The organism is Fodinicola acaciae (assembly GCF_010993745.1).
In the GTDB taxonomy this organism is placed as follows: Bacteria; Actinomycetota; Actinomycetes; order Mycobacteriales; family HKI-0501; genus Fodinicola; species Fodinicola acaciae.
In genome coordinates, this window is the sequence record NZ_WOTN01000001.1 from 74073 (window position 1) to 99894 (window position 25822).

Sequence of the window (25822 nt, forward strand, 5' to 3'; positions counted from 1 at the left end):
GCGCTGGATGCAAGAAATGAGGCTTTCACGCCTCGGTGGTCACCAGGGGCTGTGACGGGTGTGACTATTGAGGCTGACAATGCTGTTGTTCAGGTGGTGAGTGCGGCCGCCAGCCGGTCGGCGGCGAGCAGGATCTGCCACTCGCGCGCGCCCTGGCCGCGCAGGACCTCGCCGACCGCGTCGCCGGTGAGCGGCTGGGGCGGGTCCCAGGCCAGCCGTCGTACGAGGTCAGGTGTCAGCAGGTTCTCGACCGGGATGTTGTGCTCCGCCGACAACTCCGCCATCACGGCGCGAGCGGCGGTGAGCCGGCCGGCGGCGTCCGGGTTCTTGTCGGCCCAGCGGTTCGGCGGCGGCGGACCTTCCGGTGCGGCCGAGGTCGGCGGCAGGTCGGTGCTGGCGCGCGCTTCCTCCAGCGCGGTCATCCAGACGTCCACGAGCCGCCGGTTGGCCCGGCCGGAGAAGACCGGCAGGGCCAGCAGCCCGCGTACGTCCGCCGGATCGGCGATCGCGGCGCTGATGATCGCGGCATCGGGAAGCACGCGGCCGGGGGCGATGTCGCGCTCGCGAGCGAGCCGGTCGCGGGTCTGCCACAACGCGCGTACGCGCGCGAGACCGCGCTGCGATCGGACTTTGTGCACGCCGGACGTGCGCCGCCACGGCTCGGCGCGCGGCGGGTTTGGCGGTCGTACGGCCAGGGCCGCGAACTCCTCGAGCGCCCAGGCGAGCTTGCCCTGCTGGTCGAGCAGGTCGGCCAGCGCGTCGCGCAGCGCGACCAGCAGCTCGACGTCAAGCGCCGCGTAGACCAGCCACTCCGGCGGCAGCGGCCGCGTGCTCCAGTCGGCCGCGGAGTGTGTCTTTTCCAGCGAGAAGCCGAGTACGCGCTCGACCATCGCGCCGAGCCCGACTCGGTCGAAACCGGCCAGCCGGCCGGCCAGCTCGGTGTCGAACAGCTTGCGCGGCCGCATCCCCAGCTCGGCCAGGCACGGCAGGTCCTGGCTGGCCGCGTGCAGGACCCATTCGGCGTCGGCCAGCGCCGCGTCCAGCGCCGAGAGCGCGCCGTCACGCGGTGGATCGGCCGGCCGCAACAACTCGTCGGCGGCGGCGAACGGCAGCGGGTCGATCAGCGCCGTGCCGGCTCCGTCGCGGCGCAGCTGCACCAGATACGCGCGCTGGCTGTAGCGATAGCCGGACGCGCGCTCCGCGTCGAGCGCCACCGGACCGGATCCCCGGCCGAAACGCGCGATGGTCTCGGCGAGTTGGTCCGCGGTCGCGATCGGGTCCGGAGTGCCGTCGCGGGGCCGCAGCAGGGGTACGGGGGTGGCCTCCTCCGCGTCCAGCTGCACGGCCGGTGAGGCCGCCAGGTCGTCAGATTCCGCCACGATCCCCACCGTACGGCCGTACGACAGCCGATGTCCTGCCGCCGCGCCGATTCAGGCCAGTTTCGCGCCGCGTACGAGCGTCGCGGCGTCGCGGCTGTCCGGCCGTTCGGAGAGCTGCCAGTCGCCGCGCTCGACCAGCATGCGGTCGCTGTCGGCGAGCATCCAGGCCTGCGCCGCGACGCCGTCACCGTGCCGCCAGTCGAGCCGTACGACCGGCCGGTCGAGCTGCCTGACCAGCCATTGCGCGGCACGCTCCGGTGCGCGTACGCGCGCGACCTTGTCGGCCTGCTCGACGAACAGGTCGCCGCCGAGGGCGTCGGACAGGTCGTCGTCCAGCTCGGCGCGGGTGGCCGAGCACCAGCCGGCGGTCAGCCAGCGATCGGTGAGGTCGATGCGGATGGTCGCGAGCGTCAGGTTTGCGGCCGGATCGCAGATGTCCACGTACGCGCGGAGCCAGCCGTCCGCGTAGTGACAGCGCGTGCCGGCCGGCTCGACGCCGGACCGGCGCTCGCTGAGCTCCGCGCGCAGCGCGACGACCGTCGCGGCGGCCGCCATGTCGTCGATGTCGCCAGCGTCGAACCACTGCCCGTCGGCCTGCTCGAACGGCTGCTCGGCCGCGGCATCCGCGTACCTCCGGCCGCGCTGGCGCTTGAACGAGTCGAAGGCGACACCGTCGTCGAACTGCTCGCGCGCGTAGGCCACCTGGCAGACCGCGCGGCAAACCGGCAGCTCATAGCCGGTCCGCGGCCGTACGGCGGCGCTGAACAACACCAGATCCGGATCGCCGCCGAGCCGGTCGACGGCGTCCTGCTCGGCGCAGCGGCCACCGCCGGACCGACCGACCGCGTCGGTGCCGTCCTGGATCTCGACCGCGCCGACGATCGCCGACGGCTGTGGCTCAGGAGACATCGCCGGCCATGATGTCAGACATCAGCTCGATGTCCGCGATGACCGCGTTCCAGCCGGACGGCAGGCCGGCCAGCCGCCGCGGTGCCGCCGGGTCGAGGCCGGCCGGCAGCTTCGCGCCGATCGCCACCAGCGTGCGCGCGGCGAGGCGCAGCCAGCTCTGCCATCGGTCGGCGCGAGCCGCCGCTTGCAGCACGTCGACGGCCGTATCACCGGTGACCTGCCACAACGCGTGAGCGGCGGCCGTTCGCACCGGCCAGCCGGCCTGCTCGTCGGTCGCCAGCGTGCGCAGCTGCCGGCCAAAACGCTCGGCGAGTGGACCGAAGTCGGCAATGCGTTCGAGGCTGTCTTCTGACGGATGCCTCAGGGTTGCTTTTGCCGCTGCCTCGACGATTTTGCGGCTCGTGCGGTCAACCGGCCGGCCGCGCAGCCGCCAGCCGGCCCAGCCGGCCGCCTCCGACCACAGCGACTGGCTCGCTGCGACCCGGTCGAGCTCCGGGAGCGCGGCGGTCGCGCCGATCGCCACGAGCGCCTGGCAGGCCGGCACCACCTCGATGCTCGCGGTCAGCAACCTGGTCAGCTCAGGCACGGCCGGTGCGGCCGGCGGACCCCAGGCGGCGAGTGTCAGCGCGACCTCTCGCCGCAGGCGCATGTCGACGCCGTCGGCGAGCAATCCGCGCAGCTCTGGCAAAAACTCGTCGGCGTGGTCGACCAGCGGTCCGAGCACGACGTGCAATGGCGGCAGGTCGCCGTCCAGGTACGCCGTGAGCGTGGCGCGCAAAGACGGCACGCAGCGCGGATCGCCGGCCATGCCGAGCGCGGCGGTCGCGTACGGTGCCGCGTCGGTTTCCAAGGCATGCGCAAGAACGTCCGCGTACGGCCGGACACGGTCACCCCACAGCGAGAGACCGCGTACGGCCGCCAGTTGCGTCGTCGCATCGGTGGAGGCGGCCAGCCGAGCGAGCGGTCGCAGGACTTCTTCCGTGCGCCACATGCGCGAAAAGGCGGTCGCGCCAACAGCCGTGGCGAGATGCCATTGCGGTGTTTCCGCGCCACTTAAGGCATCGATCAGGTCAAGTGCCGGCGCGGCATCCAGGTGCTCGATCTCGAAAGCGATCCACTGGTCGGCCGGTCCGATCCACTGCTGGTGTGCGGTCTTTCCGTCCATCTCGGCGAAATCGGCCGGATTCACGTCGACACCGAGACGGCCGGCGGCGGCTGCGCGCACCTCCGGATGTGGTGAAGCGATCAGTGTTCGCGGAGCCGCGCAGGCCAGTCCGATCCGGGCTGCGACATCGGGTTCGTCCGCCACTGCCGCGGCCTCAGCTGTCGCCTCCGGCACCAGACGCGCCAGCGCGTACGACGCACAGCGCCGCAACTCGATATTGTCGGTGTGCGCGGGGTCGAGCAGGCTGACCAGCGCGGACGCGTGTTTTCTTGCCGTGTCAAGGACGACGTGGTGTCCGAACTGCTCCTCGTCCTCAGCGAGAGCCAGAAGCTCCTCAAGCAAGGCCACGCGGCCGGACGTACGACCGTCGAGCAGCAGGTCGATGATCAGCGGCACCAGGTCGTACGCGGCCGCGGAGACGAAGTCGTCGTCGCCGAGCAGCTCGTCGTGCACCTCCTCGACGATCTCGGCCGCCTCCGCGTCGTCACCGAGGCCGCGCAGTTTTTCCAGCTGTCGCTTGAGATCGCTCATCGCACCTGCTCCACCAGGTCGGCCTGCCGGTCGCCGTCGATCAGTGGGCGGTTGCCGGACCAGACCAGCACCACCGCGTCGTCGTGCGCGATCCACGCCGTCGCGCCCGGCTCGTCGATGTTGTCGAACCAGCGGACGCGTACGACGGTCAGCCGCAGCTGCTCGGAGATCCACTGGAACAGCTCGCGTACGGTCGGATTTCGCAGTGTCTGTGCGCGAAAACCGGTGCACTGCTCGATGTCCGGCTCGACATCGGCGCGCGAGGCCTCGCACCATGCCATCCGCGCGAAGCCCACGCCGACGTCCAGCCGCAGTGTCGACAGCACGACTTTCTCGTCATAGTCGCAAATGTCGATCAGCAGCGTGAGTACGCCGAAGCGCGTCACCGCCGAGGTGTCCTCCGGCCGCAGGTCCGGGGTGGCCCACGATCCGGTGTTGCGGCGCAGGATCGACAGCACCGAATAGGCGTACGCCGGTGCCGCCGGCTCGTCGTCCGGAAAGGCGAACCATTCGGTCATGAGATGCCGGCGGCTCTCTTCTCGAAGCGATAGTTGCGGCCGACGGCCGTCCAGAACCCGTCGAACTTGGTGCCCGGCTCGAACTGGTCTCTGGTGAACTTGGTCTGGCAGTTTCTCCGGCAGACCGGCATTTCCAGGTTGCCGCGCGGCCGCTCGGCGGTGGAGAACAGCACGTCGCCGCGGTTGCCGCCGAGCTGGTGCACCACGTCGTCCTCGGCGCAGCCGCGCGGTCCGCTCTTGCCAAAGGCGGTCTCGCCGGTGCGGATGTTCACGCCGCCGACCGTGGTCTTGCTTTTGGCCGTACGACTGGTAAGCCCGTTGATGCCGTCCTCTCTCGCCTGTCTGGCACGGGAAAACAGCGTGTCCCGCTCGGCCTTGGAGAGCTTGCTGCCGGCGCCGTGCCGGAAGCGGTTGAGGAAGATCTTCGGTTCTTTGCGCAGCTGTTTGGCAAACGCTTTCAGCAGCAGCCAGGCCTTTTTGAACAGCGTCTTGATCGACTGTTCCTCGACCCATGTCACGGCCTTCTTGATGGCCGTACGGATCGCGACCCTTGCGGCGGCGATGAAACCGGGGATTTCGGCAAGCGTGGCACCGAAACTCGGCGCAGCCGAGGCGATCGCCTGGATCACCTCGATCAACAGGATGATCAGCTGGATGATGATCAGCAGCTTCAGGATCAGCACGATCACCGCCGCGACGATCATGGCCGCGCCGATCAGGAAGGCGGCGGTCGCGCCGTCGGCCAGATGCTGCGATGGTCCGTCCGCTCCGGACCACTGCGTGCCGAAGGCGGTGATGTCGTCGCCGCTGTGCTGCGTGGTGATCGTGCTCGCCGACTGGTTGGCCTCGCCGAGCCGGCTGAGCAGCTGCGAGCCGAACTCGATCCACGACGCGCCGACCTCGGCGAGCTTCTCCTCGTCGGCGTGCGGCCAGTCGTAGCCGACCCAGCCGAGCGCCTCGACCAGCGGTGCCGGCAGCTGCAGACCCATCGGTCTCAGACCTCGATCGCGCCGACGCCGTCGGCGTTGGCCGTCTCGGTGTCGGCGTGGTTGTCGGCGGCCTGCTGCACGCGTACGCCGGTGCCGTCGACCTCTTCGGCGTAGGAGGCGTAGACCTGCAGCGCGTAGTCGGTCAGCGCCACGTACGCGTCGCCGATCATCGAGCCGATCTCGTCGTCACCCCACGGCGATCCGTCGCCGGTGACCTTGCTCTGCAGCGCCGTCACGTCGCCGTACAGCGAGCCGCCGGTCGCCGAGAGGTCCTTGCCGGAGCCGCGCAGGTCGTCGGGCGTGACCTGAAAACCACTGCTCATGACCGTTGGTCCAGCTTGCGGACGATCGCCTCCAACTGCTCGCCGAACACGTCCAGCTGCCGGCCGACCCGCAGCTGCACCTCATCGAGCTGACCGCCGAGCTCGTCCGGCCGCGGCAGCGCGCCGGTGGTCGGCAGCTTGGTCAGCAGGTCGTCCTGCGCGGCGCGTACGGCCGCGGTGATCTGCTCGCCGAGCGTCTGGCTGTCCATCCGCATCGCCTTCGGCTCGATGGTGACCTTCTCCAGCCGGCCGCCGGTGGACACCTCGGCCCTGACCAGCTCGTCGGCCGCTGTGCCGTAACCGCGCTGCGCCGTGTCGACCGGCTGCTTCGGCTCGGCCGCGTCGCCGGACAGCTGGGACAGCATGCGGCGCGTGTCGGCGACCATGCGATCGATCTCGTGCGCGCCAGTGCGACCCAGCTCGGACACTCTCGACTCCTCGTGCTCGTACGGCAAACTCAAGGATAAGTGCCGGAGCCAAGGTGTTTACCGGTCGCGGAGGTCCAGCGCGGTGACGCCCTCCGGCGGCAGGCCGGCGGTGGAGGCGAGCAGCGTGCACCACGCCTCCAGATGCGGACCGAGCGCGGTGTCCAGCGCCGTCCAGGAGGCCCGCAGCTCCACGTCGGCGGTGTCGGCCGGGCCGGCCAGGTCGCCGAACCGGCTGGAGTTGGTCGTGGTCACCGTGCCGCCGGCGGCCGTGTAGCGCGCGCCGTTGTCGTCCAGCGACTCGATCAGCCAGCTCCAGCCGACCTCGGCGAGCAGCGGGTCGGCGGCCATCTCGGTGTCCAGTTCGGCGCTGACGAACGTGACGATCCGCAGCAGGCCGTCCCAGGCCTCCTGGCCGGCCGGGTCGTACAACAGGATCAGCCGGCCGGTGGCCACCTCGGTGTCGCCGCGGTGCACGGCGGCGCTCATCGCGAAGGAGTACGGAGCGAGGCGCTGCGGCGGGGGGATTTCGTCCAGCGAGATCTCGGCACGTGGACGTACCCCGCGCAAGGCGTCGATCGCCTGCGCGAACACGTCCGGCACCTTGTCGGCTGCCGCGGCGGAGTCCGGCATGACCGCAGCGTAGGCGCATCTGTCCGCGCCGTGGGGTACCGGCACGCCGACATGCGCTTGCGGCGTGCATGCGACGATGGTCGCGATGACGACGAACTCGACTTTTCTCCGCGCCTGCCGCGGAGAATCCGTGCCACGTACGCCGGTGTGGTTCATGCGCCAGGCCGGCCGCTCGCTGCCCGAATACCGCGCGCTGCGTGCCGACGTGCAGATGCTGGAGGCCTGCCGGCGTCCGGATCTGGTCACCGAGATCACCCTGCAGCCGGTCCGCCGGCACAAGGTCGACGCGGCGGTGCTGTTCTCGGACATCGTCGTGCCGCTGCGGGCGGTCGGTGTCGACGTGGAGATCAAGCCGGGCGTCGGTCCGGTGATCGCCGAGCCGATCCGCGACAAGGCCGACGTGGAGCGGCTGCGCGCGCTGGAGCCAGACGACGTGCCGTATGTCGCCGAGGCCGTCCGGCAGTTGGTCGGCGAGCTGGGGGAGACGCCGCTGATCGGCTTCGGTGGCGCACCCTTCACGCTGGCGAGCTATCTGGTCGAAGGCGGTCCGAGCAAGTCGTACGCGAAGACCAAGGCGATGATGCACGCGCAGCCGCGGCTGTGGCACGCGCTGTGCGAGCGGCTGGCGACGATCACGCTCGGCTTCCTGCGCGTACAGGTGGCCGCCGGTGCGTCGGCGATCCAGCTGTTCGACTCGTGGGCCGGCTCACTGTCCGATGTGGACTATCGGACCCACGTGCAGCCGCACAGCGCGCGGGTTTTCGCCGGCCTGGCCGATCTTTCCGTGCCACGCATCCATTTCGGCGTCGGCACCGGCGAGCTGCTGCGCTCGATGGCCGAGGCCGGTCCGGACGTGGTCGGCGTCGACTGGCGCGTGCCGCTGGATGTCGCCAGCTCGCGGATCGGTCCGGACTTCGCCGTGCAGGGAAACCTCGACCCGGCGCTGCTTTTCGCCGGCGAGGACGTGATCGAGGAGCAGGTGCGGCGGATCCTGGCCGAGGGAAAAGCGGCGAAGGGTCACGTGTTCAACCTCGGCCACGGTGTGCCGCCGGACGCCGATCCCGGCGTGCTCACCGCGCTGGTCGAGACCGTCCACCGACTCTCCGCCGCCTGACCTACTCGCTCTCCGGCACGGTTTTGACGCGACGGGTACGCCGGCGGACGAACCACCAGATGATCGCCGCCGGCGCGCCGAGCACGATCAGAAATGGCAGCAGCGCGCCGAAGACAGCCAGAGATCCGTTGAGTACGGCCAAAAACGCGTTCCAGCCGACGATCAGGCCGCCGAGGAAACCACCGGGTGCCGGCTTCTGCGCCGGCGGTGGCGGCGTGGCCGACACGGTGAAGCTGATGGTCGACAGGGCGATCTGGCTGTCGAGCGCCTTTTTCTGTGCCTGCAACGTCTCCAGCGCGGTCTGCCGCTCGGTGAGCTGCCCCTCCAGGGTGACGATGTCGCTGATCTGCTGTGCTCGCGCGAAAAGCGTGCGCGTACGGTCGAGGCTCGCCTGTGCGGTGTGGATCCGCGCGTCCAGGTCGATGACCTGGCCGCTGACGTCCTGCGAGCTGACCGTACGGGTGGGCTGCGTGCCGAGCTTGGCGAGCGCGGCGACGGTCGGATAGAAGGCCTCCGGCGGCACCCGCAGCACGAGCGTCGCGCTGGCGTCCATTCCTTGGCCACTGCGCCTTTCCGAGCCGATCAGTCCGCGCGCGGTGGTCGCCATCGCGACCGCTTGGTCGGCGACTTTGTCCACTGTGGACGAACGCACCGTCACGTCGGCGGTGTAGATCACCGACACGTTGCCGGCCGGTGGCAGCTTGGCCGGCGTACCGGCGCCTCCGGTCCCTCCGGCGGCTTTGTCGGCCGCGCCGGGCGCGGCGCCGCGATTGGCTCTTTGCGGTGCGGCGGCGCTCTCCGAGCTGGAGGCGTTCATGCCGCAGCCGGCCAGCGCCAGGAGAGCTGCTGCGGCGGTGAAGGCGAGCCACCGGCGATAGTTGGTCAACACGGCTGGTCCTCCCGTGGTGTGCTGATTGACGCCGATAGGACTCCAGTTCCGACCGCTCGGTTCCGTCGAGTTGTCGGCTTGAGACCATGGGATGCGTGAACCCAGCGCAGGTTGTGGTCATTGGTGGCGGGATATCCGGAGTGTCGGCCGCGTTGGCCGTACGACGGCAGGCGCCGCCCGGCACCGCGATCACGATCGTGGAGCAGACCGACCGGCTCGGCGGCAAGATCCGCACCGGCGAGGTCGCCGGCCACCGCGTCGAGAGCGGCGCCGAGACGTTCATCGTGCGCGCGCCGGAGGCAGCGGGGCTGGCGGCCGAGCTGAAGCTGCCGCTCATCCATCCGGCACCAGGCGGCGCGTCGGTGTGGATCGGCGGCACCCTCCGGTCGCTGCCTGGCGGCACGATGATGGGGGTGCCCGGCGATCCGGCCACGGTCGCCGGCGTGCTTCCGGCCGAAGCGGCCGCGGCCGTCGAGGCCGAGCCGGCGAATCCTTCTGACGAGCCGTTGTTGGCGGCCGGGGACGACGTGTCGGTCGGTGCGCTCGTACGGTCGCGGCTGCCCGGTGAGGTCGTCGACCGGCTGGTCGATCCGCTGCTCGGCGGTGTCTACGCCGGCCGCGCCGACGGCCTGTCCGTACGCGTCACGGTGCCGGCTTTGGCCGCGGCCGCGGAAAAATCGCACTCGCTGGTGGCGGCGGCGAAGCTCGCGGCCGGCAGCGGAGGCACGCGTACGACCGGACCGGTTTTCGGCACCGTCGACGGCGGTCTGAGCGAGCTGGTCGAGAGCGCGGCGCGCGAGTCCGGAGCCAAGGTGCGCTATGGCCTGCCGGTGCGTGAGCTGCGGCGTACGGCGACCGGCTGGCAGCTGGTGATCGGCTCGACGCGGCATCCGGAGCTGCTCGACGCCGACGCCGTCGTCCTCGCCGTGCCAGCCGCTCCGGCCGCCCGGCTGCTCTCCGGCGTGAGTGGTGCGGCGGCCGAGATCGCGACGGTCGACTACGCGAGCATGGCCCTGGTGACGCTGGCGCTGCCGCGGCTGGAGCTGCCGGCCGGCAGCGGGTTCCTCGTGTCGACCGACGCCGGCCTGGTCATCAAGGCGGCCACCTTCATGTCGCAGAAGTGGGGTTTCCCGGACGCCGGCGAGCTGGCGATCGTACGCGCGTCGGTCGGCAGGTTCGGCGACACCGAGGTGCTGCGGCGTGACGACGCCGACCTGGTGGCGCTCGTACGCCACGACCTGGAGACGGTCATCGGCCGGTCGCTGCCGCAGTCCATCGACACGCGTGTGACGCGGTGGGGTGGTGGCCTGCCGCAGTACGCGCCGGGTCATCTGGCGTTGGTTTCCCGCGTACGCGCGACGATCGAGGACTTCGACACGCTGGCGGTGGCCGGCGCCGCGTACGACGGCGTCGGCATCCCCGCGTGTGTGCGATCCGGCACTGCGGCCGGGGCCCGGGTGTCTTTGGCGCTCGGCAAAGAGCAAGAATCGGACCATGGCTGAAGACGTGCAGACGAACGCCGCGCGGATCCGCGAGCTGAACGCCACGATCCGCTACACGATGTGGTCGGTTTTCCGCGCCACCTCACCGCTGCCGATCGACCGTACGGCCGTCGCCGAGGAGCTGGCCGAGCTGATCCAGCAGCTGGCCGCCAAGGACGTCGTGGTGCGCGGCCTTTATGACGTGTCAGGTCTGCGCGCCGACGCCGACATCATGGTGTGGTGGCACGCGTCCAGCGCCGAGGACCTGCAGGAGGCGTACGGCCGGCTGCGCCGCTCGACGCTCGGCGCGCATCTGGCGCCGGTGTGGTCGCAGATGGCGCTGCACCGGCCGGCGGAGTTCAACAAGAGCCATCTACCGGCCTTCATCGCCGACGAGCAGGCGCGCAAGTATGTCTGCGTCTATCCGTTCGTCCGCTCCTACGACTGGTATCTGCTGCCGGACGCGGAGCGGCGGGAAATGCTTGCCGAGCACGGAAAGATGGCGCGCGGCTTCCCGGACGTACGCGCCAACACGGTGTCGTCCTTCGCGCTCGGCGACTACGAGTGGATCCTGGCCTTCGAGGCCGACGAGCTGCACCGGATCGTCGACCTGATGCGCGAGCTGCGCGCGGCGCGGGCGCGGTTGCACGTGCGCGAGGAGGTGCCGTTCTTCACCGGCCCGCGCCGCGACCCCGCCACCGTCGTCGAGTCCCTGCCATAACCTCACCAGCCGAAGTCGAGCGGCTTTCCGGTCTCCAGCAGGGACTTGAGGCTGGACAGCACGGCCTGCCAGCCGTCGGTGGTGTCGGCCAGCTCCTCCTCCGGCAGGTCATGGTGCTGCACCGTCAGCTTGACCAGGTCGCCGGCCGGCTCCAGGTCGAAGGTCACCCGTGACACCTTGTCCTGGCTGTTCACGCCGGCCCAGGAATGCGCCAGCCGGCGCGGCGGGTCGATCTCCAGGATCGTGCCGACGATGTCGTTGCCGCCGTCGGTGCGCTGATGCTCCCAGCTGTCACCTTTGCGCCAGCCGGACACGTTGCGATGGCCCCAGTATTTCTCGGTGGTCTCCGGATCGGTCAGCGCGTTCCAGAGTTTTTCCGGTGTGGTGGCGATGTAGGTGACGTAGACGACGCTTGGCTTGTCCATTGTGGACGGTCCTTCCAGGTCGGAGCGAACGCTGTTCAGCGCGTCGAGATCGGGGATCTCGAACTTGGCGATCCAGCGCCGGTGGATGTCGTGCAGTGGCACCGGGTTGAGGTAATGCAGCTTCTCGCGGCCACGGCGTACGGCGGTGACCAGGCCGACCTCCTCCAGCACGGCGAGGTGCTGGGTGACGCCCTGCCGGGTCATGCCGAGGTCGCGGCTGAGCGCGCTCAGCGTCTGACCGTTGTCGGCATGCAACCGGTCGAGGAGGCGCTGCCGGGTCGGGTCGGCCAGCGCGCGAAAGATCTGCGCCATGTCCTGCACGCGTACGACAATAGGCAAGCATTTACTTGCCTGTCAATCCGAGCTGCACTGAAGGCGCCTCAGCTGCCTCGTCAGTCGCAGTCGCCACATCCGTAACACCCTTGATGCAAGCAAGGCCACCTCACGTGCGCTGGATGCACGTAAGGGGCCTTGCGACCATCACTCAAACCGGCAAGACAGGCATTTAGCGTTACAGCAGATGTTCGCCGCGGTGGCGCGTGCTCCAGGCGTGACCCGCGTCCCCGCGGCTGTACGAGCGCTACTGGGTTGGCTCGAGGGTCAGGCTGATGGAGTTGATGCAATAGCGGTCGTCGGTCGGCGTCGCGTAGCCCTCGCCGTGGAAGACGTGGCCGAGGTGCGAGTCGCAGTTGGCGCAGCGCACCTCGACGCGGCGCATGCCGAGCGTACGGTCCTCGATCAGCACGACGTTCTGCGCGTCCGACGGTGCGTAGAAGCTCGGCCAGCCGCAGTGCGACTCGAATTTGGTGTCACTGCGGAAAAGCTCGATGCCGCAGGCGCGGCAGCGATAGACACCGGCGGTCTTGGTGTCGGTGTACTCGCCGGTGAACGCGCGCTCGGTCCCGGACTCGCGGAGCACATGGTATTCGGCCGGGGTGAGCTGCTGCCGCCACTCCTGCTCGGTCTTGACCACCTTGGGCTGCGTCATGTCTCCAGGCTACTTCGCACGTCCAATGCCGGCCGCCGGCAATCATTACGCATTGCTGACCAGCGCCGTTTCCGGGCAACCGGACCCCGATTGCCCGGAAACGGCGGTCGGGTCAGCGCCAGAGGACCGGCCGGATGCGTACGACCTGCGGGTCGTGGTCGGACACCTGGTCGTGGAACTCGCTGTTCACGTGCACGATGTCATAGTCGAGCAGCGCGCCGGGCCGGGTCAGGCCGCGGCTGACCAGGATGTGGTCGAGGATCTCGGAGTTGCCCTCGTAGTCATAGCTGTAGCGCTGGTCGACCGGTAGCGTACGCGGCAGGTCGACGAGTCCGCCGCCGGCGGTGAGGATGTCGGCGGTCCGCGAGAACTGGAAGTCGTTCAGGTCGCCGAGTACGACGACCGCGGCGTTGCGGTCCTTGGCCTGCAGTTGATCGACGAAGCCCTTCACCAGCGTCGCCTGCGCGTGCCGTTGCGTCTCGGACGGCCGCGCCGGCGGCTGGAAGCGGCCGAGCAGCGGCTGGTCGCCGCCCTTGGAGTTGAAGTGGTTGGCGATCGCGAAGAGCGTACGGCCGTAGTAGGTGAACTCGCCGGCCAGCGGCTTGCGGCTGGCGGTCCACGCGGCGTCGGCCGGCGCGATCCGGCCGGGGGAGGCGCTCAGGTGCGGCGCGCCGGCGCGGCCGGTGACCGTCACCGGCGTCGTCGAGTCGCCGCCGGGGCGGTCGACGAAGCGCAGGCCGCGGTCGGTGCGGAACAGGAAGCCCTGCCGGATGTTGCCGTCCGGCTGGCCGCCGTCGGTGTTGTTGACCGGGTCGATCTGCCGGTAGTCGTACGCCGGCCCGCCGGCCGCCTTGATCGCCGCGATGAACCTGGCCCAGGTCTGGTCGGCCGCGACGCCACCCTTGCCCGGGCCGTTGTTGTCCTGGATCTCCTCGATCGCCAGCAGATCGGGCGCGCGCAGGTTGTCGACCACGACCTTGGCCAGGTTGTCGAACTTGGCCTGGTCGTTGACCGGACTCAGGTTCTCCACGTTGAAGGTCGCCACCGACAGCTCACCGGGCAGCGTACGGCGCGTCGTCTCGCGCTGCAGGTTGCCGCTCTTGACCGTCGGCGTCGCCAGCGGAGCCATCATGAAGTTGCCGAAGGAATAGTCCAGCGGACCGACGACATCGCCGACCAGTTTGTCGCCGACGTTGACCGCGGGGATCTTGGCCAGCGTGTCGGTGAGGAACAGCCGCTCGGTGTTCGGATCGGCGTACGAGTAAAGGACGCCGCCGCGTGCGCTGCGCGGTTTTCCATAGCCACCAGGCAAAACCGGCAGCTCACCGTAGGAGTTGGTCGGGCCGGCCGCGGTCGCGTCGTGTACGCGCAGCAGCATGCCTTCCAGCGACTCGTAGAAGTCGAGCGCGTTCTTCTTCGGATCGAAGGTCGCCGAGCTTTCCACGTCGTTTGGGTTGTCGGCGCGTACGGCCTGCGGCGCGCGTAGTCCACCGGGACCGATCAGCGTGGGCGCCGGAACGGCCGCGGACTCGGCGGTGACGGTGATCTTCGGCGAGGCGATCTCGGTGGTCGTCAGGTTGTTGTCGTCGTTGCCTGGCCGATATTCGGTGACCTTGCCTTCGACGCTCAACGCGTTGCCGCGCGCGACTTTTGGCGCACCGCCGGTGAAGACGAAGATGCCTTCGCTGGTCGCCGGGTTGTTGTCCGGCTGCGGGTCCTGCATCCAGAACCCGTTGGTGCTGACAGCCGTGACGACACCGGTGACGTCCTTGACGCGCTTGCCGGTCAGCGGCGAGCGGTGCGCGGCGCCCTGTACGTCGTGGATCTTGGCGCTGACCGGTGGCTCGACCGGACCGCTGGAGCCGTTGGCCGGCGAGGGGTCGCCGACGGTGAAGTCGGCGGAGTTGTCGTCGGTGTCGGCGCCGTCCGTACGCGACGCGGAGGTGCTGTTGGACAGCGTGCCGGTCGGCGCCGTCTCGGAGTCGTTGGCCGCCGAGCCATAGCCGACGTAGTCGCGTACGCCGGCGGCCGCGTGGCAGGTGTTGCCGCAGGCCAGCGCGGTCTGGCTGGTGACCAGCGCAACCTTGCCGGCGGTCGCGCTCATCGAGATCGAGCCGTCGACGTCCGGCGTCGGCAGCGGCTGCGAGGCCGTGTTGCCGGCCGCCTCGGCGACCAGGTAGAGACCGTGCGCGGGGATGCTGCCGGTCAGCTTGGTGACCTGCCAGCTGCCGCCGGCGGCCGACGCGTACTGGATGCTCCAGCCGCTCACGTCGACGGCTGCGCCGCTGTTGTTGACCAGCTCGACGAAGTCGCGCGAGAACGGCGCTCCGGTGTTGCCTCCACCGCCGTAGACCTCGTTGATCACGACGTCGGTCGAGGTCGCCTGCGCTGGTGACGCGATGGCGACACCTATGCCGACTGCAGCGGCCATGGTGATGACCGACAAGCCGGCGATGGTTGCTCTGACGCGCACGGATTCTCCTTCTGACGGGATTGCCGCGCTCCTGAATACCAGCCGGATCGCCGTCGCGGGGGAACTTTACGTGGAAGTTAGGTGTCGACGTGCAGGTAAATGGGTGATAGGACGCGTACCGTAACGCGCATGGCAGCAACTCCAGCGGAGGAAATCGACGTCGCCGGACACGACATCCGTCTGTCCAATCCGGACAAGGTGTATTTTCCCGATCTCGGCCAGGAACACGGCACCAAGCGCCACCTGGTCGAGTACTACGTGTCCGTCGGCGATGGCATTCTCCGCGCATTACGCGACCGGCCAACCTATTTCCAGCGCTTTCCCGGCGGCGTGACCGAGGACGAGATCTACCAGAAGCGGGTGCCGCGGCACGCGCCGCCGTGGATCAAGACCGTACGCATCCAGTTTCCGTCCGGCCGCTATGCCGACGCGCTGCGCGTGCAGTCGGTCGCCGACATCGCCTGGGGTGCCACGCAGGGGACGGTCACCTTCCACCCGTGGCACGCGCGCGCGATGGACACAGACCATCCCGACGAGCTGCGCATCGACCTCGACCCGCAGCCGGGCACGACATTCCTGGACGCGCGCAAGGTCGCCATCGAGTACGTGAAACCGTTGCTCGACGACCTCGGCTGGGTCGGCTTTCCCAAGACCAGCGGCAGCCGTGGCGTGCACATCTACGTACGCATCGAGCCGCGCTGGACCTTCACCGAGGTCCGCCGCGGCGCCATCGCGCTGGCCCGCGAGATCGAGCGGCGCGCCGGCGGCGCGGTGACGACCGCGTGGTGGAAGGAAGAGCGCGGCGAGCAGATCTTCGTCGACTACAACCAAAACGCGCGTGACCGTACGATCGCCAGCGCCTACAGCGTGCGCCGCAACCCGGCCGGCTGGGTCTCCGCGCCGGTCACCTGGGACGAGCTGCCGGACGTGGAGCCGCAGGACTTCACGATGGTGACCATGCCGGAACGCTTCGCCAAGCTCGGTGACGTGCATGCCGCGATCGACGACAAGTCACACGACATCGGCGTGCTGCTGGAGTGGTACGAGCGGGACGAGGCCGACAAAGGGCTCGGCGACATGCCCTATCCGCCCAACTATCCGAAAATGCCCGGTGAGCCGATGCGCGTACAGCCGTCGCGCGCCAAGCACCAGGAGGAGGCTTAGCAGGCTGGTGACGACCAGTCTGCCGGGACCGGGTTCTTGAAGGCGCTCGGTCCGCGCGGTCCGGTGGTGAACTCCGCCTCGCCGACCTCACCCCACGCGCCGCCGAAGCCAAACCACGGCATCGTGCGTACGTCGTGCAGTGGCCGGTCGTAGGCCGGCCAGGCCTCGCCTTGGCTGGTGTGGTCCGTGAATCCGGGCACGCTGGTGGGGTGGTCGCCGGGTGTCGAGTACGACGCGTGCGTACCGCTGGCTGAGAAGACTCGAAGATGGCCGCCGGTTTTCGGCGCTGAAGCATAGCTGAGCAGGCAATAGCCGCCGTGTTGGAAGTATGCGACGGTGACCGGCCGGTCGTCGGCGTCCAGCCGGATCGAGATCCGTTCCCAGTCGCCTTCGTGGTTTTGCACCAGCGGTCCGTCGTCGTACGCGTAGAAGAACCAATAAGTGATGTGGTCTGCGCGCTTGTAATCGTAGTAGAGCTCCGACTGGACGCTGCCGAGGTCGTGCTGGCTGTCGTCCAGGTCGAGGTACATGCCTTCCTTGGTCCACGTCTGGTTCGGCCGTACGTCCTGGTTGCTGGCGTACGCGCTGCCGGTGTGCTGGCAGACGACGTTGGTCTTCTGGTGCTCGTACGACCCGTTGCCGAGGCCGGCCGCCGACACCGTGCCGAGCTTGGCGAGCTCGTGGTCGGGACAGCCGCGGTGCGACCAGCCCAGCGACGAGTGCCGCAGGAAGTCGGCCACGTTCGCCGGCCGCTTGCTCTCGCCCTGGGCCAGGTAGACCATGGGCGCGTACGTGACCGGGAGCGCCGCGTCAGCTGCCGCGCGGCCGGTCGCCGCCAGGAGCAGCAGCCCGATCGCGGCCGCGACCAGTGCGGTTGTCCGTCGTCTCATCGTCCGCGCCTTCCTGTCAGGGTCCGGGAAGACCCTGGCAGGCACCGCTAACCGATCGCTATTTCGTGGTTTCGTTGCGGTTCGTGGCGACCGGGCCTACGCTTATTGGATACGAGTCGTTTCTTATCGTGGAGGCGTCGATATGACCCAGACGGACCTGCCGGAGTTTCCGGTGACGCGCGGCTGTCCGTATCGCCCGCCGTCCGGCTATCAGGAGCTGCGGGAGCAGGGACCGGTCAGCCGCGTGCGGATGTTTGACGGCACACCGGTGTGGCTGGTGACCGGCTATGACGAGGTGCGCTCGCTGCTGGCCGACCCGCGGCTGTCGTCGGACCGGTCGCACGACAACTTTCCGATCTTCTTTCCTGCGCAGCAGGCGATCCAGCGAGCGCGCGACTCCTTCGCCGCCGTGCTGATCGCCACCGATCCGCCCGAGCACGGCCGGCAGCGCCGGATGGTGATCCCCAGCTTCGCCGTACGCCGGATCGCCGCGCTCAAACCCGGCATCCAACGGATCGTCGACAGCCGGATCGCGGCGATGCGTGAGCACGGCGGGCCGGTCGACCTGGTGCGGACGTACGCGCTGCCGATCCCGTCGATGGTGATCTGCGAGCTGCTCGGCGTGCCGTACGCGGACCACGAGTTCTTCGAGGAGCAGGCGCGGCTGCGGCTGGACCCGGAGAAGGGCCACGAGGCGATCATGAAGCTCTATCGCTATCTGGACGAGCTGGTCGCGCACAAGGAGAAGTCGCCGGGCGATGGCCTTCTCGATGACCTGATCGCCGAGCAGTTGGCCGAAGGAAAGCTCGATCGCCGCGAGGTGGTGTCCTTCGCCGTCGTACTGCTGATCGCCGGTCACGACACGACCGCCAATGTGATCTCGCTCGGCACCTTCGCGCTGCTGGAAAATCCGGCGCAGCTGGCCGCTTTGCGCGCCGATCCGTCGAAAATCCCGGACGCCGTCGAGGAACTGCTGCGCTATGTCAGCCTGGTCAGCGCGTTGCCGCGTGTCGCCGTCGCCGACATCGAGGTCGGCGGTGAGACGATCCACGCCGGCGACGGCCTGCTCATCGCGCTCGCCGCGGCCAACCATTCCGACGAGTTCGTGCAACGGCCGGCCGAACTGGACGTGGACCGCGCCGACCGGCACCATGTCGCGTTTGGCTATGGCGTACACCAGTGCCTCGGCCAAAACCTCGCGCGCGCGGAGCTCGAGATCGCGTTCGGGTCGCTGCTGGCCGCGTTTCCGGACCTGCGGCTCGCCGTACCAGCCGACGAGGTCGAGCCCCGTTCCGGCCTGGTCGCCGGCGTCGTCGACCTACCTGTCACCTGGTAAGCCCTCTGCCGGCCCGCGAATCTGCCGGCCCTGCTGGTGCGCGGCCCTGCCGGTCGTGACGCGCCTGCCGGTCGTGACGCTGTCGGCCGGTCGTGACGCTGTCGGCCGGTCGTGACGCTGCCTGCCGCAAAACTGTCGGTGCGCGCTGGAAGACTGATATTCGGGGGTGCTCAGATCGGCGCCGAAAAATGGTCCCCCGAAAACAAGCCTTCCACGCGCGTCTGACAATCTCGACGACCGTACGCGTCGCTCCGAGCGCCACATAAATGTCGTCACTCGCCGAGCGCCACAGGAATGCCGTCGCTCGCCGAACGGCGGGTCTTCTGCGTATGCAATGGGCGACTGTCGTCTTTTGTGCGTCACTCGCCGAGTGTCGCGGGAATGTCGTCAGTCGGCGAGCGCCGCTGGAATGTCGTCGTTCGGTGGGTGGCGGTTTTTCTGCGTACGCAATGGGCGACTGTCGTCTTTTGTGCGTCATTCGCCGAGTGTCGCGGGAATGTCGTCGGTCGGCGAGCGGCGCTGGAATGTCGTCGTTCGGTGGGTGGCGGTTTTTCTGCGTACGCAATCGGTGACTGTCATCTTTTGTGCGTCACTCGCCGAGCGTCTCTGGGATGTCGTCGCTCGCCGAGTGGCGGGTCTTCTGCGTATGCAATGGGTGGCTGTGGTCTTTTGTGCGTCATTCGCCGAGTGTCGCGGGAATGTCGTCGGTCGGCGAGGGCCGCTGGAATGTCGTCGGTCGGCGAGCGCCGCTGGAATGTCGTCGTTCGGTGGGTGGCGGTTTTTCTGCGGCACCGGCACCGGCACCGGCACCGGCACCGGCAGCGGCACCGGCAGCGGCACCGGCACCGGCAGCGGCACCGGCAGCGGCATCGGCAGCGCCAGTGGCAGCGGCATCGGCAGCGCCAGCGGCATCGGCAGCGCCAGTGCCAGCGGCTGGCTGGCAGGAGGCTAGCCGGTGGGGCAGGTGGTGTTGGCGGCTGGTGGCCGCAGGTCGATCAGATAGTCGTCCACGGCGTCGCGGATGCACTGGGTGATCGGGTACGCCGTGTGGCCCTCACCCTGCCAGGTCAGCACCACGCCGGTGCCGAGCAGCCGAGCCAGCGACGCGGTGTTCTTGTACGGCGTCGCCGGGTCGTTGATCGTGCCGACGACGACGATCGGCGGCGCGCCGGTGGCGGCGCCGACGTCGACCGGGTCGCGGGTCGGCTGCCAGACCGTACAGCTGATCATGCCGCTGGCCAGCGACCCACCGGTCAGCGGATACCTCGCGCGCCACTGCGCCTGGTAGCCGCGGATCTGGTTCAGCGTCACCTTGGTGTCGTCGTCGTTGCAGCCGATCGTGATGAACGCGTCGGTCTGGTTGTCGTATGTGCCGTCCTGGCTGCGGCCGTTGTACTGGTCGGCGAGAAGCAGCAGCTGCTCCGGCTGGCCGGCCAGCGCCTGCTGCACACCGGCGGCCATGATCGACCACGCGCTGCGCTGGTAGAGCGCCTGCAACACGCCGGTGAAGGCCAGGCCGTCGGTGAACTTGCGGCCGTCCGGCAGCGGCAGCGGTCTCGCCTTGAGCTGCCGCAGCAACGACATCACACTGCCCTGCGGATCGCCGCCGATCGGGCAGGACGAGTGTTGCCGGCAGTCGTTGGCGAAGTTGGTGAACGCCCTCTCGAAACCGGCCGCCTGCCCCTCGCTGGACTGCACCAGGTCGAGCTTCGGGTCGACCGCGCCGTCCAGCACCAGCGCGCGGATGTTGGTCGGAAACAGGTGCGCGTAGGTGGCGCCGAGCTCGGTGCCGTACGAGAAGCCCAGATACGTCAGCTTCTTGTCACCGACCGCGGCCCGGATCGCGTCGAGGTCGCGAGCCGTCTGGTCGGTGGTGTAGAGCGGCAGGTTCTTCGGGTACGCGTTCTGGCACAGCTGCGTCACCTGCCGGGACAGCGCGACCTGCTGGTCGAACTCCTCCGGAGTGGTCGGGTCCGGCGTGAGCGCGGTGATCTTGTCCTTGAGCGTGTCGGGGATGCACTTCACCGGCGCCGACCGGCCAACCCCACGTGGGTCGAAGCCGACCAGGTCGAAGCGGCTGGTCACGTCGGTCGGCAGCGACTGTGTCAGATAGAGCGCGAGCTGCGTGCCGGCCGCGCCAGGGCCACCGGGGTTGACCAGCAGCGAGCCGATCCGGTTGTGCTGGTTCTTGGACTTGGCGCGTACGAGCGAGATCTGGAAGGTGCCGCCGCCGGGATGCGACCAGTCCTGCGGCACGCTGACACTGCCGCAGCTGTACGTGAAGTTGGGGTTGGCCTGGCCGCCGGACAGCTGCGCGATCACGCCGGGACACGGCTGCCAGTTGACCGGCTGCACCGGTGCGGCGCCGGCCGGCGCGCCGCTGCCGGCGGGGCCGGGGGAGAAGTCGCCGGTGATGGCGCGGGAACCGCATCCGGCGAGGACCAGGGCCGCCGCAGCGAGGACGGCCACGACTTTGTGGCGGGACAGGCCGGTCACACTTCTCCCTCGCGTTCGACTGAACCCCAGCGTAGAGGCAGCACGCCGGCCACCGCCGGCAGCTACGGCACAATGTCGTGATGCAGCTGCCGGTCATGCCACCTGTCAAACCGATGCTCGCCAAGTCGGTGGCCACGATCCCGCCAGGCATGCAGTACGAGGCGAAATGGGACGGCTTCCGCGCGCTGGTCTACGTCGACGGGGACGAGGTCGAGATCGGCAGCCGCAACACGCGGCCGCTCACGCGTTATTTCCCGGAGGTCGTGGAGCTGGCGAAGGCGCAGCTGCCGAGCCGATGCGTGGTCGATGGCGAGATCGTCATCGCGACCGGCGACCGGCTCGACTTCGAGGCGTTGCTCCAGCGCGTACATCCGGCCGAGTCACGCGTACGCCTGCTGGCCGAGCGGATCCCGGCCAGCCTGGTGGTCTTCGACATCCTGGCTCTCGGCGACGACGACCTGACCGAGCGGCCGCTGTCCGAGCGCCGGTCGATCCTGGTCGACGCGCTGAGCGGCGTGAAACCGCCGGTGCACGTGGCGCCGGCGACCACCGACATCAAGGTCGCGTCGCGGTGGTTCGAGCAGTACGAAGGCGCCGGCCTGGACGGCGTGGTCGCCAAGCCGCTGGACGTGCCGTACCAGCCGGACGCGCGCACCATGTTCAAGATCAAGCACGTGCGTACGGCCGACTGCGTGGTCGCCGGTTTCCGCTGGCACAAGAGCGGACCGGTGGTCGGGTCGCTGCTGCTCGGCCTCCACAACTCCAACGGCGAACTGCAGCACGTCGGCGTGTCGGCGTCGTTTCCGATGAAGCGGCGGCGCGAGCTGGTCGACGAGCTTGAGCCCTATCGCGTCGACTCGCTCGACGGTCATCCGTGGGCCTCCTGGGCCGAGGCGGAGGCACACGAGGCGAGCCGGCTGCCAGGTGCGGTGAGCCGGTGGAACTCGGCGAAGGACCTGTCCTGGGTGCCGCTGCGGCCGGAGCTGGTGGTCGAGGTCGGCTATGACCACATGGAAGGCACCCGGTTTCGGCACACCACGCAGTTCAAGCGCTGGCGGCCGGACCGCGAGCCGCGCAGCTGCGGCTACGAACAGCTGGAGCGGCCCCTCTCGTACGACCTCACCGAAGTCCTCGGCTGAAAAGTCAGGCGCGGGTGTAGCGGAGGATGAGCATGCCGTCGGCCTCCAGCGCGTGAGCGAGCGACAGCTGCCGCGGGAAGGTCGCCGCGCCTTCGGTGATACGCGGTGCGCCGGGGCCGGCGGACATCGGCGAGATCGTCAGGCACAGCTCGTCGACCAGGTCCTCGGCCTGCAGCGCACCGTGCAGCAGTGGACCTCCCTCGCACAGGATGTGCCGCAGGCCGAGCTCCCGCAGCTGTCGTACGGCATCGGTCAGGTCCACAGTGGACACACCGGTCACGATGAGGTCGGCGACCGCGCTCAGCTCCGCGCGTTTGTCGGCCGGCGACCCGGCGTGCGTGATCAGGATCGGCCGCGCCTGCGAGAAAATCCGGTGGCTGGGGGCGAGGTCGAGCGCCGACGAGACGACCGCGAGTCGCGGCTGCGGCGGCAGGCCGTGCGCCTCGCGCCAGGACTGCCGGTCAGCCGCCACCTGCGTGCCTTCGTACGACTCGGCGCGTACGGTGCCGGCGCCGACCAGCACCACGTCGCACACGTCGCGCAGCAGCTGGAAAACCTGCGTGTCCGCCTCGTTGGACAGCCCACCCGACCGGCCGTCCAGCGTGGCCGCGCCGTCGGTGCTGGCCACGAAGTTGATCCGCAGCAGCGGCCGCTCGCCACCGATCGGACCGTACAACTCGGCGAGCCGTTCGTCGGTCACCTCACCGCCGCCGGCGCCCGGATAGATCAGTCGCATCCGCCCATCTCATCACGCAGGCGGCTCAGTCGTCGCGAGGACCGATCGTCAGCGCCAACGCCGTACGCGATGTGACGCCGAGTTTGGCGTAAATCCGGGAAAGATGGCTCTCCACCGTCTTTGGACTGACGAAAATCCGCTCGGCGACCTGCTTGTTGCTCAGCCCCCGCGCGATCAGCGACGCGATCTCGCGCTCGCGTGTGGTCAGTGAGTCGAGGCCGGCGTTCGATGGGGCGCCGGCTCGCCGCATACGCGCGCCGATGCGCCGCTGCGAGTCGACGACCTCCGCCAGCACCTGCTGCGCACCACCGCGCGCGAACAGGTCCTTCGCGATCCCCAAAGCCGCCAGCGCGCCTTCGCGGTCGCCGCTGCGCGCAAGCGCCTCACCAGCGAGCAGTTGCGCGCGACCGACGCTGATCTGCATCTTCACCGCGCCGAAGTCCTGCGCCGCCGACCGCGCCAGCTCGGCCGCCTCAGCCGACTCGCCAGCCGCCAGCCTGATGTGCGCGTGCGCCATCGCCGCGAAGGCCGCACCCCGCCGCAGGCCGGCCGGCGCGGCCTCGACCGCCCGGTCGGCCCACTTGCGAGCCTCGTCCAGCCGGCCGCGGCCGACCTCGGCGAAGGCCAGCAGCTCGAAGATCCACGGCCGGTACGAGGCCGGCAGGTGCTGCTGCTCCTCGCCGACCGCGGCCAGGATCTCCTGGATGCCGCGCTCCTGCTGACCGGCGATGATGTGCGCGTATCCGGCCTGCACCTGGGCCTCGCGCGCATAGTACGGATCGGGCGCGCGGCTGGTCTTCACCGACCAGCTGGCCGCGTCGATCGCCGCGTCGAGCTGTCCACGTATCACCGCCGCGCGGCACAATGCCGTCGACGCCGCCACCTGCAGCTCGCTGACCTTCAACAAATGCGCCATCTCGGCGGCGTCCTCGGCACAGCTGAACGCCTCGTCCAGCTGGCCGCGCCAGTAATGCGCCTCTGACTTGTCGACCAGCAGGTTTGGTACGAGCTGGCGCTGACCGGTTCGTCGCGCGATGGTCAGGGCGCGCTCGCTGTGCCGAATCGCGTCATCGAACCGCTCGAGCGCCAGCTCCGCGCGTACGACACCGGTGATCGCCCCGAGCCGCAGCGCCAGCTCCTCGTCGGTCGCCGCGTCGATCGACGCGACCGCGGTTGGCAGGATCTCGGCGGCATGGTGGATGTCTGCCAGAATGGTGCTCGATGAGGCCAGTACGCCGGCCGCCGCCGCGGCATGGAGTCGAGCCGCGAGCGTCGTGCCGGTCGCCAGCTCCAGCCCGCGTACGGCCCACTCGCGCGCCTGGCCGACCTCGCTGCGCAGCAGGCACAGCATCGCGATCTCGCAGGTCAGCGACGCTTCCTCGTCCGGATGACCGGGCTGCAGACTGGAGAGCGTGTCGCGCATCATCGCGTACGCCTCGTCATAGAGCCCCAACAGCCGCTCAACGCGCGCGCACGCCACCGCGACGGCGACCCGCTTCACCGGCGGATCGACCGGCAGCTCGCGGCGCAGCTGGTGCAGGATCGCGCGGCTGTCGATCAGCTGGCCCGACATGAACAGCGCGGTCGCGCGGTGCGTCAACAACTCCAGCCGCCGCTCCGGCTGGTCGCTGTCGATCGGCGTCTCGGACAGCAGCCGCAGCGCGCTCGCGGCCCAGTCCGCCGCGATGGCCGGCGCGCGGTCGAGCACCTGCGCGGCCGCTTCGGTCAGCGCCGCGATCGCCGCGTGGTCGCCTGGCTGCGCCGAACGCTCGATGTGATGCGCGCGCTCGACCACCTGCCAGCCGCGCCGCTCGGCCGCCGCTGCGGCTCGCCGGTGGGCCTCTACGCGTGCCTGCTCGCTGACGCCGAGATAAGCCGCCGCGCGTACAAGTGGATGCCGGAACGCGAACTGACCGCTCTCACGCATCCGGATCAGGTCGTTGCGCTCCAGCTCCTCCAACGCGCGTACGGTCCGCGGCTCGTCCAGGCCGCTGATGTCGATGGCCTGCTGCAGGCTGCACGACTCGCCGGCGACCGCGGCCGCGAGCGCGACCTGCCGGGTCTGTTCCGGCAGCCGGATGATCTCGCTGCGCAGCGCGCCGGCGACCGCGGTCGGTACGCCGCCGGCGCCGTCGAGCGGCAACGCCAGCGGCCGCGCGTCGGTGCTGCCGACGCGGTGCAACGCCTGTGCGTAGAACGGATTGCCGCCACTGCTCGCGTAAAGCTCGTCGATCTCGGCGATCCGCATGCCGAGCAGCTGCGCGGTCTCCGCGCGGCTCAGCGGCTCCAGCTCGACCAGCTCCATCCGCATGCTCGCCTCGGCGGAGTAGAGGCTCGCGGTCAGCCGTGCCGACGCCTGCCGCGGCCGCAGGCCGACCGCGAACAACGCACGGCAGCGCGGCGGATGCCGCAGCAGGTGGTCGAGCAGCTCGACCGACGCGTCGTCAGCCCAGTGGCAGTCGTCGAGAATCAGGACGAGCAGGCGATCGCCGGCCAGCCGCTCGAGCACCGTACGCACCGCGCGGTGCACCCGAAACCGCTCGATCGACGTCTCCGCGCCGGCCGCGCGTGGCAGCAACGCGAGCGCGATGTCGGCGGCCGGCTCGGTGAGGCCGCCACCCTGCGCCGCGGCCGGGAAAACCGTGCCGAGCAGCTGTCGTTGCTGCAGGGGAAGCTGGTCGAGCACGGCCTTGCCGGAGCTCTGCAGCTCGTCGTCCAGCGCGTCCAGGAACAGGCCGAACGGCAGGTCGCGCTCAAACTCGGCGGCCCGACCGGTGAGCACCAGCGCGCCGCCGCGGCCGGCGAGGTCGGCCAGCTCGGCGAGCATCCGGGTCTTGCCGATCCCCGGATCGCCGGAGACCAGCAGCAGCCGGCAGCCGCCGGACGTGACGTCCGACAGGGCGCGCGCGAGCTGCTGCCGCTCGCCGACCCGGCCGACGATGGCACCGAAGCCGGGCCGGCCGGGCGATGACGGTGTCACCCTGCTGCCTCCCCGGCTGACCAGTTGGGCGCCAGACTATCCACCCATGGGTTGAGCCTAAGGTTCCACTGCCGGCTTGATGTGCCAAAACGCGCCAGTTCATACGGTCGAAGGCGTC

General features: G+C 69.5%; 23 protein-coding genes. 7 read left to right on the plus strand and 16 right to left on the minus strand.

Going from position 1 to position 25822, the window contains the following annotated elements:
• Positions 1-89 precede the first annotated feature (89 nt).
• Genes GNX95_RS00310 through GNX95_RS00345 form a run of 8 tightly spaced genes read right to left on the minus strand, consistent with a single transcriptional unit; the run spans position 90 to position 6872 of the window.
• Positions 90-1379: an HRDC domain-containing protein gene (locus tag GNX95_RS00310; protein ID WP_222853308.1), complete on the minus strand. Its 1290-nt coding sequence runs from the start codon at positions 1377-1379 to the stop codon at positions 90-92.
• Between the two features lie 51 nt (positions 1380-1430).
• Positions 1431-2288, minus strand: coding sequence for a hypothetical protein (locus GNX95_RS00315; protein ID WP_163504777.1), 858 nt, complete (start codon positions 2286-2288; stop codon positions 1431-1433).
• Positions 2278-3984, minus strand: a complete 1707-nt coding sequence (locus GNX95_RS00320; protein WP_163504779.1) for a hypothetical protein — start codon at positions 3982-3984, stop codon at positions 2278-2280. Before GNX95_RS00320 ends, GNX95_RS00315 begins: the two co-directional genes overlap by 11 nt.
• Positions 3981-4502: a hypothetical protein gene (locus GNX95_RS00325; RefSeq protein WP_163504781.1), complete on the minus strand. Its 522-nt coding sequence runs from the start codon at positions 4500-4502 to the stop codon at positions 3981-3983. The genes GNX95_RS00320 and GNX95_RS00325 overlap by 4 nt, the downstream gene beginning before the upstream one ends.
• Entirely contained in the window at positions 4499-5491 is a 993-nt protein-coding gene (locus GNX95_RS00330) for a WXG100-like domain-containing protein (RefSeq protein ID WP_163504783.1), read from the minus strand. Before GNX95_RS00330 ends, GNX95_RS00325 begins: the two co-directional genes overlap by 4 nt.
• A 5-nt stretch (positions 5492-5496) precedes the next feature.
• Entirely contained in the window at positions 5497-5814 is a 318-nt protein-coding gene (locus GNX95_RS00335; RefSeq protein ID WP_163504785.1) for a WXG100 family type VII secretion target, read from the minus strand.
• Positions 5811-6242 (minus strand): YbaB/EbfC family nucleoid-associated protein, encoded by a 432-nt coding sequence (locus tag GNX95_RS00340; RefSeq protein ID WP_163504786.1) that lies wholly within the window; start codon positions 6240-6242, stop codon positions 5811-5813. The genes GNX95_RS00335 and GNX95_RS00340 overlap by 4 nt, the downstream gene beginning before the upstream one ends.
• 57 nt (positions 6243-6299) lie before the next feature.
• Complete coding sequence (locus GNX95_RS00345) at positions 6300-6872, minus strand: DUF3000 domain-containing protein (RefSeq protein WP_187369577.1); 573 nt, start codon at positions 6870-6872, stop codon at positions 6300-6302.
• Positions 6873-6948: 76 nt separating this feature from the next.
• Here GNX95_RS00345 and hemE point away from each other — a divergent pair, with 76 nt between their 5' ends.
• On the plus strand, positions 6949-7986 hold the full coding sequence (hemE, locus tag GNX95_RS00350) for a uroporphyrinogen decarboxylase (protein ID WP_163504790.1): 1038 nt from the start codon (positions 6949-6951) through the stop codon (positions 7984-7986).
• 1 nt (position 7987) lies between these two features.
• On the opposite strand, the gene GNX95_RS00355 is transcribed toward hemE, so the two are convergent.
• A complete protein-coding gene (locus GNX95_RS00355; protein WP_163504792.1) occupies positions 7988-8875 on the minus strand; it encodes a DUF4349 domain-containing protein in 888 nt (295 codons plus the stop codon).
• A gap of 95 nt (positions 8876-8970) precedes the next feature.
• On the opposite strand from GNX95_RS00355, the gene hemG reads away from it, so the two are divergent.
• Together hemG and hemQ are read left to right on the plus strand one after the other, a co-directional pair.
• Positions 8971-10377, plus strand: coding sequence for a protoporphyrinogen oxidase (hemG, locus tag GNX95_RS00360; protein WP_222853309.1), 1407 nt, complete (start codon positions 8971-8973; stop codon positions 10375-10377).
• A complete protein-coding gene (hemQ, locus tag GNX95_RS00365) occupies positions 10370-11077 on the plus strand; it encodes a hydrogen peroxide-dependent heme synthase (RefSeq protein ID WP_163504796.1) in 708 nt (235 codons plus the stop codon). The genes hemG and hemQ overlap by 8 nt, the downstream gene beginning before the upstream one ends.
• Positions 11078-11079: 2 nt before the next feature.
• Here the strand turns inward: hemQ and GNX95_RS00370 are convergent, their stop codons facing one another.
• The 3 genes from GNX95_RS00370 to GNX95_RS00380 form a co-directional block, all read right to left on the minus strand.
• Positions 11080-11814, minus strand: coding sequence for an ArsR/SmtB family transcription factor (locus GNX95_RS00370; protein ID WP_163507729.1), 735 nt, complete (start codon positions 11812-11814; stop codon positions 11080-11082).
• 268 nt (positions 11815-12082) lie between these two features.
• On the minus strand, positions 12083-12490 hold the full coding sequence (gene msrB, locus GNX95_RS00375; RefSeq protein WP_163504798.1) for a peptide-methionine (R)-S-oxide reductase MsrB: 408 nt from the start codon (positions 12488-12490) through the stop codon (positions 12083-12085).
• Between the two features lie 112 nt (positions 12491-12602).
• Entirely contained in the window at positions 12603-14963 is a 2361-nt protein-coding gene (locus GNX95_RS00380; RefSeq protein ID WP_222853310.1) for a lamin tail domain-containing protein, read from the minus strand.
• A 129-nt stretch (positions 14964-15092) separates the two neighbouring features.
• Here GNX95_RS00380 and GNX95_RS00385 point away from each other — a divergent pair, with 129 nt between their 5' ends.
• A complete protein-coding gene (locus GNX95_RS00385) occupies positions 15093-16127 on the plus strand; it encodes a DNA polymerase domain-containing protein (RefSeq protein ID WP_163504800.1) in 1035 nt (344 codons plus the stop codon).
• On the opposite strand, the gene GNX95_RS00390 is transcribed toward GNX95_RS00385, so the two are convergent.
• Entirely contained in the window at positions 16124-17017 is an 894-nt protein-coding gene (locus GNX95_RS00390; RefSeq protein ID WP_163504802.1) for a hypothetical protein, read from the minus strand. The genes GNX95_RS00385 and GNX95_RS00390 overlap by 4 nt on opposite strands.
• Positions 17018-17159: 142 nt before the next feature.
• Here GNX95_RS00390 and GNX95_RS00395 point away from each other — a divergent pair, with 142 nt between their 5' ends.
• Together GNX95_RS00395 and GNX95_RS00400 are read left to right on the plus strand one after the other, a co-directional pair.
• On the plus strand, positions 17160-18353 hold the full coding sequence (locus GNX95_RS00395; RefSeq protein ID WP_163504804.1) for a cytochrome P450: 1194 nt from the start codon (positions 17160-17162) through the stop codon (positions 18351-18353).
• A gap of 754 nt (positions 18354-19107) precedes the next feature.
• Positions 19108-19305 carry a hypothetical protein gene (locus GNX95_RS00400; RefSeq protein WP_163504806.1) on the plus strand — a complete coding sequence of 66 codons (198 nt, stop codon included), beginning with the start codon at positions 19108-19110 and terminating at the stop codon, positions 19303-19305.
• On the opposite strand, the gene GNX95_RS00405 is transcribed toward GNX95_RS00400, so the two are convergent.
• Positions 19302-20849: an alpha/beta hydrolase gene (locus tag GNX95_RS00405; protein WP_163504808.1), complete on the minus strand. Its 1548-nt coding sequence runs from the start codon at positions 20847-20849 to the stop codon at positions 19302-19304. The genes GNX95_RS00400 and GNX95_RS00405 overlap by 4 nt on opposite strands.
• Positions 20850-20929: 80 nt before the next feature.
• On the opposite strand from GNX95_RS00405, the gene GNX95_RS00410 reads away from it, so the two are divergent.
• On the plus strand, positions 20930-21988 hold the full coding sequence (locus GNX95_RS00410; RefSeq protein WP_163504810.1) for an ATP-dependent DNA ligase: 1059 nt from the start codon (positions 20930-20932) through the stop codon (positions 21986-21988).
• Positions 21989-21992: 4 nt separating this feature from the next.
• Here the strand turns inward: GNX95_RS00410 and GNX95_RS00415 are convergent, their stop codons facing one another.
• On the minus strand, positions 21993-22724 hold the full coding sequence (locus tag GNX95_RS00415) for a pyrimidine reductase family protein (protein WP_163504812.1): 732 nt from the start codon (positions 22722-22724) through the stop codon (positions 21993-21995).
• A gap of 25 nt (positions 22725-22749) precedes the next feature.
• Positions 22750-25704 (minus strand): helix-turn-helix transcriptional regulator, encoded by a 2955-nt coding sequence (locus GNX95_RS00420; protein WP_163504814.1) that lies wholly within the window; start codon positions 25702-25704, stop codon positions 22750-22752.
• Between the last annotated feature and the right edge of the window lie 118 nt (positions 25705-25822).

Excerpts from the sequence above, each read along its gene's own strand:
- GNX95_RS00390 (WP_163504802.1), bottom strand. The coding sequence starts at position 17,017 with ATGAGACGACGGACAACCGCACTGGTCGCGGCCGCGATCGGGCTGCTG.
- GNX95_RS00395 (WP_163504804.1), top strand. The coding sequence starts at position 17,160 with ATGACCCAGACGGACCTGCCGGAGTTTCCGGTGACGCGCGGCTGTCCG.
- GNX95_RS00385 (WP_163504800.1), top strand. The coding sequence starts at position 15,093 with ATGGCAGCAACTCCAGCGGAGGAAATCGACGTCGCCGGACACGACATC.
- GNX95_RS00410 (WP_163504810.1), top strand. The coding sequence starts at position 20,930 with ATGCAGCTGCCGGTCATGCCACCTGTCAAACCGATGCTCGCCAAGTCG.
- msrB (WP_163504798.1), bottom strand. The coding sequence starts at position 12,490 with ATGACGCAGCCCAAGGTGGTCAAGACCGAGCAGGAGTGGCGGCAGCAG.
- GNX95_RS00400 (WP_163504806.1), top strand. The coding sequence starts at position 19,108 with ATGTCGTCGTTCGGTGGGTGGCGGTTTTTCTGCGGCACCGGCACCGGC.
- GNX95_RS00315 (WP_163504777.1), bottom strand. The coding sequence starts at position 2,288 with ATGTCTCCTGAGCCACAGCCGTCGGCGATCGTCGGCGCGGTCGAGATC.
- GNX95_RS00345 (WP_187369577.1), bottom strand. The coding sequence starts at position 6,872 with ATGCCGGACTCCGCCGCGGCAGCCGACAAGGTGCCGGACGTGTTCGCG.
- GNX95_RS00325 (WP_163504781.1), bottom strand. The coding sequence starts at position 4,502 with ATGACCGAATGGTTCGCCTTTCCGGACGACGAGCCGGCGGCACCGGCG.
- GNX95_RS00415 (WP_163504812.1), bottom strand. The coding sequence starts at position 22,724 with ATGCGACTGATCTATCCGGGCGCCGGCGGCGGTGAGGTGACCGACGAA.
- hemE (WP_163504790.1), top strand. The coding sequence starts at position 6,949 with ATGGTCGCGATGACGACGAACTCGACTTTTCTCCGCGCCTGCCGCGGA.
- GNX95_RS00370 (WP_163507729.1), bottom strand. The coding sequence starts at position 11,814 with ATGGCGCAGATCTTTCGCGCGCTGGCCGACCCGACCCGGCAGCGCCTC.
- GNX95_RS00335 (WP_163504785.1), bottom strand. The coding sequence starts at position 5,814 with ATGAGCAGTGGTTTTCAGGTCACGCCCGACGACCTGCGCGGCTCCGGC.
- hemQ (WP_163504796.1), top strand. The coding sequence starts at position 10,370 with ATGGCTGAAGACGTGCAGACGAACGCCGCGCGGATCCGCGAGCTGAAC.
- GNX95_RS00330 (WP_163504783.1), bottom strand. The coding sequence starts at position 5,491 with ATGGGTCTGCAGCTGCCGGCACCGCTGGTCGAGGCGCTCGGCTGGGTC.
- GNX95_RS00320 (WP_163504779.1), bottom strand. The coding sequence starts at position 3,984 with ATGAGCGATCTCAAGCGACAGCTGGAAAAACTGCGCGGCCTCGGTGAC.